This is a genomic window from Devosia limi DSM 17137, from assembly GCF_900128975.1.
Taxonomy (GTDB): Bacteria; Pseudomonadota; Alphaproteobacteria; order Rhizobiales; family Devosiaceae; genus Devosia; species Devosia limi.
The window spans coordinates 24,549-36,553 of the sequence record NZ_FQVC01000018.1 but is presented as its reverse complement, the minus strand read 5'-3'; the positions used below and the strand labels follow the sequence as shown (position 1 = coordinate 36,553).

Genomic DNA, 12,005 nt, shown 5'->3' with positions numbered 1-12,005 from the left:
ATCATGCGAAGGGAGCCGAAGCCTGTCGCATGATGCCAGTTCGTGAGGCTTATGTCTGGTCGAGCCGTCCAATCTCCAAGTCCGTCTAGGCGGCTATACGACTGGGCGGCCGCAGATCCTTCAGTTTACTTTATGCGGCCTTTTCGTTGACGTCGTCGCTATGGCGGATTTCAGTACCAAGCACCTTGAGGCATTCGCGGATGAAGGCGGCAAGCGCGGTCCAGCCCTTGGCCGAAACCATGGTGCCATCGACATAGGCGTCGGTCGGTGAAAGATCGATATAGGTGCCGCCAGCCAGCGTCACTTCAGGCTCGCAAGCGCCCAAGGCAGCAACCTTCTTGCCGCGCACTACGCCATCGACTGCGATCAGGATTTGCACGCCGTGGCAGATGGTGAAGATGGGCTTGTTGGTCTCGTGGAAATGCCTAACCATTGCCTGCACCCGCTTGTCGGTGCGGATATATTCCGGCCCACGACCACCGGCTGCATAGACGGCGTGATACTCGTCCAGCCGCACTTCACTGAAGGTTTTGTTGATCAGGGCGTAGTGGCCCATCTTTTCGGTATAGGTCTGGTGACCTTCGAAATCGTGCAGCGAAGTAGCAATGACCTCGCCGGCCTTCTTGTCGGGGCAAACGACATGAACGGTGTGGCCGACGGCCTCCATCGCTTGCTGATAAACAAAGATTTCGTATTCCTCGGTGAATTCACCGCACAACATGAGGATTTTTTTGCCAGGCATTCTCAGTCTCCAAACAAACAAATGGGGCTGGACCGCGCCATGGCGCGGTCCAATAAACAATCAGAACGGGGAATCGGGGAAGTAGTATTCGGCCGCGTTGTCCTTGGTGATCAACGGTGCATCGAGCTTGACCGTGCCCCGAACTGGGGCCTGACCATTAAACTGGGCAGCGGTCATGTAGATGGCTGTTTTGATCATCGACGGTGGATAGGGAGTCTCGATTGGGGTCATGGGGTCACCCGCCATTACTTTCTCGATGATTTCCTTCATGCCATTGCCGCCGAGTGCATACTTGATCTCGGTGCGGCCCGACTGCTGGATGGCTTCCAGAACACCGAGCAGCATGTCGTCGTCATTGGCCCAGACCGCGTCGATATGCGGATATTTGGCGAGGTAGTCCTGCATGAGACTGAAGGCCTCATCGCTGTTCCAGTTGGCGTACTGGATGTCGAGGATATTGATATCGCTGCCCGCGAGGCCTTCCTGGAACCCCTGGATACGTTCGTCATCGATGACGGTTGGAATACCGCGCAGCACAACGACGTCCCCCTTGCCGCCCAGCGAGTCCACGAGGAACTTGGCGGTGGTCGAACCCACGGCGATATTGTCGCCGGCGACGTAAAGATCCTGAATTGCCGGATCGGTCAGGCCCCGGTCGACGACAGTGATAAAGGTGCCTGCATCGGCAACCGACTGAACCGGCCCGGTCAGTTCATCGGACGAGAACGGCAGGATGACCAGAGCATCCAGGTTCCCAGCAGCGCTCAAATCCTCGAGCGCGCTGACCTGTGCCGCCGCGGACGGAGAGGTCTTGACCACCACCTTGATATTGGGAAACGCGGCCTGGATTTCCTCAGCCGCCTTCTGCGCATGGTACACCACACCGCCCGTCCAACCATGGGTGGCCGCGGGAACGGAGACGGCAATGGTCTTGGTTTCCTGAGCGACAGCAGGAACGGCCAACAGGATGGTCGTCAGCGCGGCCGAGGCTAATAGATTACTTCTCAATGTAGTTTCCTCCCAGAAAATGGACCTGAAGTTTTTTGCAAGGCGTGAGGTCCGGTCACGGCTGCTTGGAGAACCTCTGCACGAGCATGGCGATGATGATGATGATGCCTTGCACCGCAGCGACGAGGTATTCGGAGATAAAATTGGACAGCACCATGAGGTTGGCGATCATCTCAAGGATGACGGCCCCGGCCACGGTGCCCCAGATGCGCCCTTTGCCACCGCGCAGAGCTGTGCCCCCGATCACCACGGCAGTGATCACCTGAAGCTCCCAGAGCTGGCCCGTAGTCGGGGTGGCTGCCCCAAGGCGCGGCACATAGCAGATGGCGGCAATGGCGACGCAGATGCCCTGGATGACGAAGGCCAAAGTGCGGATGCGACCAACCGAAATTCCCGAGAAGCGCGCCACTTCCTCATTGGCTCCCACTGCAGCGCAGCGGCGGCCAAACTTGGTCTTGTAGAGAATGAACGCGCCCACCGACGCCACGGCGATGGAGACAAGGATTGGGATCGGGATGCCGGCAAAACTGCCGTAGTAGACCGGACGGAACGGCTCGCGCAGGCTGCGATCCAGGGGGATGTTGCCCCCATCGGACATGAAGGTAATGAGCGCTCGGAAAATGCCCATCGTGCCGAGTGTGACGATGAAGGGCTCGATCTTGCCAACCGTCACGATCAGGCCGTTGAATAGCCCGCAAAGTGCACCAACGCAGAGCGCCAACGCCATGCCAGCGATGATGGCATTGCCACCAAGGCTGGGCACCATGGCATTCATGAACATGATCATGATCCCGGTAACGAACGCTGTCATCGCGCCGACGGAAAGATCTAGCCCGCCCGAGGAAATGACGAAGGTCGCGCCGACCGCGATAATGGCGATGAAGGCGGACCGAGTCACCACATTGGCGATGTTGGTGGGCGACAGGAAGTCTGGATTTATCAGCACCCCGACAATGACCAGGATGCCCAGCGCGATGAAAGGTCCGATATCGACCCAGTTGATGCGCTGTAGCCAAGGCTCGCGCGCAGGCATCGCCGTGATGTCGCTCATTTAGTGTTTTCCTCCTGCCGCAGCGTTTGGTCCGCCGCTTGTGGCCGCCAGAACGACGGCTTCTTCAGTGATGTCGTTACCCGCGAACTCCGCCACGATGCTGCCGGCGCGCATCACCAAGATGCGGTCGCACAGGCCCACAAGCTCTTGCAGTTCCGATGAGATGACGATGCACGCCTTGCCGGCGCGGATCAGGGCATCGATGAAGGAATAGATCTGGCTCTTGTTGCCGATATCGATGCCGCGCGTTGGCTCGTCGATAATGACGACCTTTGGGTCGAGCATCATGATCTTGGCCAGCAGCAGCTTTTGCTGATTGCCGCCGGACAACTGCCCGGCCTCGAGCCGCTTGCTGCGCACTCGAATGTCATATTCGTCGACCGCCCGGTCCAGCTCGCGCTGCTCCAGCGATTGCTCGATATAGGGCTTGCGATATAGCCGGGAGAGCGCAGTGAGCACGAGATTGGGTGCGAGGCGCTCGCGCAACAAGAGGCCCTTGCCCTTGCGATCCTCAGTGAGATAGCCGATCCCCACGTCGACGCCATCAGCCACCGAGCGGATTCTCACCGCCTTGCCGCTGACCCGAACCTCACCCACCTTTGCCGGGCGCAGTCCAAGAAGACCCTCGAAAAGTTCGGTTCGGCCCGCCCCGATCATGCCGCCCAGGCCCAGCACTTCGCCCGGCCGCGCGACAAGCGAAGCATCCTCAACGAAACCCGGCACACTGAGATGTTCGATTTCGAGCACCGGCGCCGCTGTCGAAACACCGCGCTTGGGCGGATAGAGCATGGAAAGCTCACGGCCCACCATCAGGCGCGCCATGTCTTCCTGCGTCACGTTTGCCGCATCATAGGTGCCGATCATCTTGCCATCGCGCAGCACCGTGATGCGGTCGGCCAGCGCTTCGACCTCGTTGAGGCGATGCGAGATATAAAGGACTGCGGCGCCCTGATCGCGCAAGCCGCGCACGATGCCCAGAAGTGTGTCCACTTCCGTCGTGGTCAAAACGGCGGTCGGCTCGTCGAAAATCACCAGCCTATGGTCTTCGAGCAAGGCCCGGGCGATCTGCACCAACTGGCGCTGCGCGATAGGCAAGCTGCGGATCAGCGCCCGGGGCGAGGCCGTGCATCCAAGATCGGCCAGGCGCTGCACTGCGATACGCTCCATCGCGCGATCATCAATGACGCCATTGCGCGTCAGTTCGCGCCCGAGAAACAGGTTTTCCACGACAGTCAGCCCATCAGCGAGCAGGATTTCCTGGTGCACGAGGGCAATGCCAGCATTTTCGGCCGCCGCTGGATTTTGGAATTCGACCAGTTCCCCGGACAAACGAATTGTGCCGGCGCTCGGCTTCACATGGCCCGAAATCAATCGCATCAGGGTCGATTTGCCGGCGCCGTTCTCACCGATAATGGCGTGGACTTCGCCCGAGCGAATGTCGAGATCGACCCCGGACAGCACCGTGACCGCACCATAGGCCTTACCCAACCCCGAAAGCTGCATCAGTGGCAGGGTCTCCAGATGCGAGGCCGCCTCGATCATCACTTCAGCGGCGTTCATTCGTCGAAAACCGGCAGCAGGCGGTCGCGCGACCGCTCGATATGAATACGCATGGCTGCTTCAGCGGCAGCAGCGTTTCGCGCCTCGAAGGCCGTAATGATCGCCTCGTGCTCTTCCAGCGCTTCCTCGGTGACGCGCGAATGAAACATCAGGCGGAAGATGTGAAAGTGCGTGTGTTGATGCGCCAGCGTTTCGCGAACCAACTCATTGCCAGCGGACTGCAGGATCAGGTCGTGGAACACGGCATCCTGGCGAGCGAACTGGGAATAACGCGCGCGTTCGTCGCCCGACTTTGCGCGCCGCCCCATGACACCCGCGGCCTCGGCAAGTGTCGCCAGCATGTCGTCTGTCATCTGGCCGACGGCGCGACCCGTAGCGTGCGGCTCAAGGAGGAGCCGAAGCTCATACAACTCGCCAAACTGGCGGGCCGAAATCTGTGGCGCCGCGCTAAAGCCGATCAAGTGAGTCTTGTGAACAAGACCTTCCCCCTCCAACCGACCAAGAGCCTCACGGATCGGCGTCTGTGAAACGCCCAGTTCACGCGCCAGATTGTCGACGGTGATGCGAGCACCAGGCGCAATCTTGAGCGCCATCAGTTGAGAGAAAATGGTCTCATAGACCTCGTTGGCAAGGCTGATTGGCCTCTGGATGCCAGAGGCTCCAGCACCATTGCGATCCGCACCAGCATCCGTCGTCAGAACCGTTCGCGCCATCATTTACCCCTTGACATTGCCATCCTGCTAACACGATGTTACGACACATGCAATCCTATATGATATCGGATGTGAAATGAATATCAGGGTCGACGCTGCTGAGGCGCGAGGTTTGGCGAGCGCACTGCTCGTGCAGTTCGGCGCGCCGTCGCACCATGCGCAACTGCAGGCTGACCTGCTGGTAGAGGCACAGTTGCGTGGACATCCCTCACATGGATTGCTGCGCCTGCCCCGGCTGCTTGAGCGCATGGAAAAAGGCCTGATCAATCCCGCAGCACTGGGACACCACACCTGGCAATCGGCGAGCATGTTGATCGTTGATGGGCAGCAAGGTTTTGGCCCGGTTGTTGCCATGAACGCGCTTGCGGAACTGGTCGGGCGGGCGAAACAGACCGGCATTTCCATTGCCGGCATCCGCAACGCTAATCATCTTGGCATGCTCGCCTACTACGTCGAGAAGGCCGCTAGTGAGGGCATGATCGTTCTGGCCTTTTCGACCAGCGAGGCGCTGGTGCATCCCTTTGGCGGCAAGCAGGCGATGCTGGGTACCAACCCCCTGGCCATCGGCATTCCGGCAGGTCCCAGCCCCTTCGTCCTCGACATGGCGACAGGAACTGTCTCGATGGGCAAAATTCATGACCATGCGTTGCGCGGTGAGCCTATCCCCATCGGATGGGCGTTGGACCGGGACGGCAATCCAACGACGGACGCGACGATGGCCAAGGCCGGATCGCTCGCGCCATTTGGTGCAGCCAAGGGCTATGGCATCGGTCTCGCCATTGAACTGCTGGTGGCAAGCTTGGCTGGGTCCGCGCTGGCGCCGGATGTGCGCGGCACGCTTGATGCCGACCACTTCGCCAACAAGGGCGACCTGTTCATCGTTATCAACCCACCCGCGCAGCCGCACCTCTCGCAAACCCTGGCGACCTATCTGGCTGACCTCCGCCTTAGCCCGCCGCAGCAGCCAACCCATCCGGTGACCATTCCAGGCGATGGCGGCCAGCGGCGCCGGACGGCTTCGCTTCAACATGGCCTGGAGATCGATGCCGATCTTTGGGCGTCACTATCGGGCGCCCTGGCGGCGCCTTCCCCTATCGCCACCCAGGACGTTTACTCATGAGCTTGTTTGCCGCAATTAGAATGCCCAGAGAGGTCGTATTCGGAGTTGGCCAGCGCAAATGCCTGGGCACGGTAGCGCGACGCCTTGGGACGCGCGCCCTGGTTTGCACGGACGCAAGGTTGGCCGGAGAACCGATCTTCCACGAAATGATCGCAGACCTTGAGGCAGCAGGCGTGACGGTGCAGGTCGATTCAAGCGTCTTGCCCGATGTTCCGCGCGACTCCTGTACGGCTGCGGCCGAAAGCGCGAGGGCCTTTGCCCCCGAGATGGTCATCGGTATCGGCGGGGGCAGTTGTCTTGACCTAGCAAAATGCGTTGCGCTTTTGCTTACGCATGGCGGCGCGCCACAGGACTACTACGGTGAATTCAAGGTGCCCGGCCCCATCCTGCCGATTATCGCTGTCCCTACCACCGCAGGAACGGGCTCGGAAGTTACCCCGGTCGCGGTTCTGTCCGATCCGGAACGCACCATGAAAGTGGGGATATCCAGCCCCCACCTCATTCCCCACGCCGCCATCTGCGATCCCGAATTGACTGCAACATGTCCGCCGGGCCTCACCGCGGTCGCCGGTGCTGATGCGCTGACCCACGCCATTGAAGCTTTCATGGCAATTCGCCGCGAACCCACTGCGGGCCTGTCCCAGCAAAGAGTGTTCGTCGGCAAGAATAGACTGAGCGATCATTTTGCCCTGCTGGCGATCGGGCTTTTGGCCAAGAGCCTAGAACGAGCCTGCAGCGACGGCAGCGACATGGAGGCCCGCGCCGATGTCATGCTTGGCGCATCCGCAGCTGGCATGGCTTTTGGCACTGCAGGCACTGCATTGGCCCATGCCATCCAATATCCTATTGGCGCGGACACGCACACGGCGCACGGGCTGGGCGTCGCTGCCCTTCTGCCTTACGTCATGACCTACAATCGCTCGGTAGCATTGCCAGAACTGGCCGCCGTCGGGCGGGCGATGCATGTGGCGGGCTCAAATGAAAGCGAACTCGCCGACGCTGCGATTACCCGCGTGGCCGAGTTGTTTGCCGCCATCGGCATTCCTGCAAATCTGGAAGCTCTGGGCCTGGACAAAGACAGGATCGAATGGACTGCGACCCAGTCGTTGACCATCGGCCGACTGATCGACAACAATCCCCGCCCGATCGACGAGGCGGCCATGAACCGGCTGGTGCGAGCCGCCTTTATAGGCGACCGCACGCTCGCCGTTTGACCTGCAGATAAGGATCCTTCCCATGAGTGCCGTCACCTCGTCTCCGCGTCCCGCCACCATCGACTGCACACGCTATGCGCGCGGCCTTTACATCGGTGGGCGTTGGTTACCGGGCGCCGATATTGCAGTGGTCAACCCATCCACCGAAGAGGTTTTGGCCAGGGTTGCCAATGCCAGCGTCGCCGACGCGACCGCGGCCGTCGACGCGGCAGCGGCGGCAGCCGCCGGATGGCGTGATACTCCAGCACGCCAGCGCGCCGAAATCTTGCGCCGATGCTTTGTGCTGATGACTGAGCGTCACGAAGAGATCGCGACCTTGATATCGCTTGAGAATGGCAAGTCGTTGGTCGATGCGCGGGGCGAAGTGACCTATGCAGCCGAGTTTTTCCGATGGTATGGTGAAGAAGCAGTGCGCGTCGGCGGCGAGTTCCGCACGGCGCCATCGGGCAGCAACCGCATCTTGGTGGATTACGAGCCCATCGGCGTTTCTGTGCTGATCACGCCGTGGAATTTCCCGGCAGCCATGGCAACGCGCAAGATCGCGCCGGCGCTCGCCGCAGGCTGCACCGTTGTGCTGAAACCAGCCAGCGAAACGCCTCTGACGGCCTATGCCCTTGCTGAAATCTATGCTGAAGCCGGCGTACCCGATGGCGTAGTCAACGTCATCACAACATCGACCCCCGGCCCGGTCACCAATGCCATGCTAAGCGACCCGCGCGTGCGCAAACTCTCCTTTACCGGCTCGACCGGCATTGGCCGGGTGCTGTTGGCCGAAGCGGCCAAGACTGTGCTGAGCTGCTCCATGGAGCTGGGCGGCAATGCCCCCTTCATCGTTTTCGATGATGCGGACCTTGAAGCAGCGCTCGACGGCGCCATGATCGCCAAGATGCGCAATGCCGGTGAAGCCTGCACGGCGGCCAATCGGTTCTATGTACAGGATGGCATTTATGACCGTTTCGCAGCCGGTCTCTCGGCGCGCATGGCCGCGCTAAAGGTCGGTGCCGGCAGCGACCCGCAAACCGCCTGCGGCCCCATGATCACCCGCAAAGCCGTCGACAAGATCGAGGCCCTAGTTGCCGATGCGACGACTCGCGGCGCCCGTATTTTGCAGGGCGGCGTCCGGCCCGGGGGAAAAGGCTTTTTCTACCCGCCCACAGTGCTGGCAGATTTGCCCCGCGATGCCAACTTGGCCTATGAGGAAATCTTCGGACCGGTTGCAGCGCTCTATCGATTTTCAACCGAGGACGATGCCATCGCTGCGGCGAACGACACCGAATACGGGCTTGCCGCATACATCTACACACAAGACCTGAAACGTGGACTATCGGTTGCCAGTCGCGTCGAAGCCGGCATGATTGCGTTGAACCGAGGACTTCTATCCGATCCGGCAGCTCCATTCGGCGGCGTCAAGCAAAGCGGCTTGGGACGTGAGGGTGGCATTCACGGCATACTCGAATTTATGGAAGCCAAGTATATCGCGGCCGACTTCTGATGGTCGGAGAGAGCATCGACCTGTTCAAGACCCGCGATCACGTAGCGGACTTCGACCGCTATTTGGTTGCGTTCTCTGAGCGCAGCCAGGAGACGCGTGCGGTCCAGATATCGAGGCTTGACGTTCGCTATGGCGAGGGGCCGAATGAAAAACTCGACCTCTTCTTGCCCGCGGGCCTTAATTCACCTCGCCCCATCCACCTGTTCGTTCATGGTGGATATTGGAGGATGTTCACCAAGAACGACTTCTCCTTCGTCGCCGACACCGTCGTCGCCGCAGGTGGCATTGCCGCAATAGTCGACTATGACCTCATGCCGGCCGTGCGCATGAAGACAATCGTTGCTCAGGTGCGCTGCGCTGCGGCATGGCTCGTCGCCAATGCATCAAGCTTCGGCGGCGACGCCAATCGTCTAACCATATCCGGCCATTCCGCCGGTGCTCACCTGTGCTGCACCTTGCTTGAGACCACTAGCGCGGTAAGACCACAAAGCGCACTCCTATTAAGCGGCATTTACCAGCTCGCGCCGCTGCAAACATCTTTCTTGCAGCCCTTGATCTCCCTAACCGACGAAGAAGTGGCCGATTTCTCGCCAGCTTCAAAAAGCTATCGGGTTGGAGGCCAAATCACCCTGCTGGTCGGAGAGCATGAGACCAAGCCATTTCACGTCCAGGCCGATGAAATGGCAGCCATGTTTGCGGCTCAAGGCGTAACAGCGACGCGTAGCGATGTGGCAAACGCCAATCATATGAGCATCGCTCTCGATTTGGGCGATGCGGCCTCCGTGGTCGGACAAACACTGACACGAATGATAGCCGCGCGAACTCTAGACATCGAGATATACGCGTGATGGCTACCAGCGAGCGAAATGTGGTGATTAGACAGAGAATGACCGCTTGGTAGCGACAGCACCCGCTCGTGAGCTCGCACGTCGGCGATGAGCTGATCCCGCCCCATTCCCATGACGTCGTAGCCGCGGCAGCCGTTTGAGAAATAGGTGCGCGCTTCAAAGCGTATTTCTGGCTTACCGGTGGCCAGTGGCGCCAGCACGGCCAGTGGGTGACTCGCGACAGCAACACCATAAACGAAATCGCGCTAGCCCTCAGCGGCAGAGTGCAAAGCGACTGCGCCATTTTCATCTTCCTCCTGCAGCATCGTGGTTTCGGTTTACCGAGGAGCGCGACATCCTAAAAAAAGCGGCCGCGTACTTCGCCAAGGATGCAAAGTGAGGTACGCGTTCGTCGCCGAGCATCGCGAGCAGTTTTCGGTGCGCACCATGTGCCGGTGTCTGCGCATCCACCCCAGCGGTTTCTATGCCTGGCTCAGAAGCCCCTTGAGCAAGCGGGCCCAGGAAGACATTCGCCAGACCCAGCTGATCGAGGATGCCTGGAAGCAGAGCGGCAAGGTCTATGGCTACCGCAAGCTTCATGACGACCTGCTCGATCAGGGCGAGACCAGCTGTGCCAACCGCATCGCCCGCCTGGCCAGGCTCGCCGGGATCAAGGCCCAGATCGGCTATCGGCGGCGGCCTGGTTCTTATGGTGGCAAGCCATCAGTGGTAGTCGATAACACCCTGGCTCGGCAGTTCGACGTCCAGGCGCCGGACACCGCCTGGGTGACCGACATCACCTATATCAAGACCATGGAGGGCTTTGCCTATCTGGCCGTGGTCATTGACCTGTTCTCGCGTCGCGTCATCGGCTGGTCGCTACAAAGCCGGCAGACCAGTGAGGTCGTCCTTCAGGCCCTGCACATGGCTGTCTGGCGCCGCAAGCCACAGAACACGGTGCTGGTCCATTCCGATCAGGGCTCCCAGTTCACCAGCATGGACTGGGCCAGCTTCCTGCGGCACCACAATCTGGTTCACTCCATGAGCCGCCGTGGCAACTGCCATGACAATGCTGTGGCCGAAAGCTTCTTCAACCTTCTCAAGCGCGAGAGGATCAGGCGCCGCACCTATCGAACCCGAGACGAGGCCCGCCAGGATGTGTTCGATTACATCGAGATGTTCTACAACCCGACCCGCAAGCACGTCCGCAACGGCATGCTCTCACCTGTCGAGTTCGAACGACGACACCAAATCTAACCCCGAAGGTGTCTACAGAACGCGGGGCTATTCAGTGAGCATGCATGGGCGAGGCTGTGCATGATGGAAAGCATGGACTTGCGATGTTCATGGAGGTGCCTTCTAACCTTACTATGGATACTCGGGGTGGCGGCCCTCGCCAGACGATCAAGCACGGCGTTGGACAGGCTCTCTAGGTCATTTCTGTACTTCTGGTCGCCCCTAATCTCTCCGAACATGGGGAAGCTCAGCTCCGTAGCAAGGAGTGACTCGGATGAGGGCAGATAGATGGGCAAATTAAATGATGCCTCTAGCTCTGCTAGCTGGCTGGCGGACACTTCTTCTAACAATTTGAGTTGCTTTCAGTTCATCCAATAGGATGCGTTCCCACAGTCACAAGAGACTTGGGATTATGCCCTGCTCATAAAGAGGGGGGAGGGCAAATAACATTACTGATATGCCAAACGGCCTAAGCCCTTGACAAACAAGTAGAATACAAAATTTTGATGAGGAACCCAGGATATGAATTCTGGATAACTTCTTTATACGTCAAATGGCCTGATATGTCAACCGCTTAGGGCGACGCAGGACCAAGCGCGCCACCAACCCTACCCGGCACCCATAACCTCGCTGTACGGCCTTCCCTGAGGCTTACAGGGGCTATCCACGCAGCTCCGGGTACCCCGCCCCATCCCATCTGAGCCGGAGGTTTACAACCTTAAACGTCCTTCTCAGGGGAAAGCCATATACGGCACCGGTAGGGGGTGGGGGTGTCACTGGCGGGCATCCGCTGCCATGCCACCTAGCGAGGTCCTGATGTTCCAAGTAAGCGAATGATGCGTGTAGCTACCTCGCTGGAAGGGCCCTCGGCACCTTCTAACTCATCGACATACCGCCTCACAGACACCATCCACTTCGGAAACGGTGTGGCGGCAATCTCCGATTTTATGACATCGTCGGCACTTGTGGCAGGCACCAACGCCAATCCAACTCTTTTGTAGGCGTTTGCGAGGTAGCCCGGACATAATATCCATTCCAAAAT

9 protein-coding genes and 1 pseudogene are annotated in these 12,005 nt (G+C 59.7%); 5 read left to right on the top strand and 5 right to left on the bottom strand.

Annotation, left to right across the window (positions count from 1 at the left end; genetic code table 11):
* Positions 1-130 precede the first annotated feature (130 nt).
* From BUA69_RS19525 to BUA69_RS19505, 5 genes are read right to left on the bottom strand one after another with little or no spacing between them, the layout of a single operon-like run.
* The gene (locus BUA69_RS19525) at positions 131-742 is read right to left on the bottom strand and encodes a DJ-1/PfpI family protein (protein WP_046133436.1); all 612 of its coding nucleotides are present in this window, start codon (positions 740-742) and stop codon (positions 131-133) included.
* A gap of 60 nt (positions 743-802) precedes the next feature.
* Entirely contained in the window at positions 803-1,750 is a 948-nt protein-coding gene (locus BUA69_RS19520) for a substrate-binding domain-containing protein (protein WP_046133437.1), read from the bottom strand.
* A 55-nt stretch (positions 1,751-1,805) separates the two neighbouring features.
* On the bottom strand, positions 1,806-2,801 hold the full coding sequence (locus BUA69_RS19515) for an ABC transporter permease (protein ID WP_046133438.1): 996 nt from the start codon (positions 2,799-2,801) through the stop codon (positions 1,806-1,808).
* Positions 2,802-4,361 carry a sugar ABC transporter ATP-binding protein gene (locus BUA69_RS19510; RefSeq protein ID WP_046133439.1) on the bottom strand — a complete coding sequence of 520 codons (1,560 nt, stop codon included), beginning with the start codon at positions 4,359-4,361 and terminating at the stop codon, positions 2,802-2,804.
* On the bottom strand, positions 4,358-5,077 hold the full coding sequence (locus tag BUA69_RS19505; RefSeq protein ID WP_280136791.1) for a GntR family transcriptional regulator: 720 nt from the start codon (positions 5,075-5,077) through the stop codon (positions 4,358-4,360). The genes BUA69_RS19510 and BUA69_RS19505 overlap by 4 nt, the downstream gene beginning before the upstream one ends.
* Positions 5,078-5,156: 79 nt before the next feature.
* On the opposite strand from BUA69_RS19505, the gene BUA69_RS19500 reads away from it, so the two are divergent.
* The 5 genes and pseudogenes from BUA69_RS19500 to BUA69_RS19480 all read left to right on the top strand — a co-directional run.
* Entirely contained in the window at positions 5,157-6,194 is a 1,038-nt protein-coding gene (locus BUA69_RS19500) for an Ldh family oxidoreductase (protein WP_046133472.1), read from the top strand.
* Positions 6,191-7,408 (top strand): iron-containing alcohol dehydrogenase, encoded by a 1,218-nt coding sequence (locus BUA69_RS19495; protein ID WP_046133440.1) that lies wholly within the window; start codon positions 6,191-6,193, stop codon positions 7,406-7,408. Before BUA69_RS19500 ends, BUA69_RS19495 begins: the two co-directional genes overlap by 4 nt.
* A gap of 22 nt (positions 7,409-7,430) precedes the next feature.
* On the top strand, positions 7,431-8,900 hold the full coding sequence (locus tag BUA69_RS19490) for an NAD-dependent succinate-semialdehyde dehydrogenase (RefSeq protein WP_046133441.1): 1,470 nt from the start codon (positions 7,431-7,433) through the stop codon (positions 8,898-8,900).
* Positions 8,900-9,748 carry an alpha/beta hydrolase gene (locus BUA69_RS19485; protein WP_046133442.1) on the top strand — a complete coding sequence of 283 codons (849 nt, stop codon included), beginning with the start codon at positions 8,900-8,902 and terminating at the stop codon, positions 9,746-9,748. The genes BUA69_RS19490 and BUA69_RS19485 overlap by 1 nt, the downstream gene beginning before the upstream one ends.
* A gap of 313 nt (positions 9,749-10,061) precedes the next feature.
* Positions 10,062-10,984 (top strand): annotated as a pseudogene (locus tag BUA69_RS19480) (IS3 family transposase); the annotation flags it as partial.
* Positions 10,985-12,005: the final 1,021 nt, after the last annotated feature.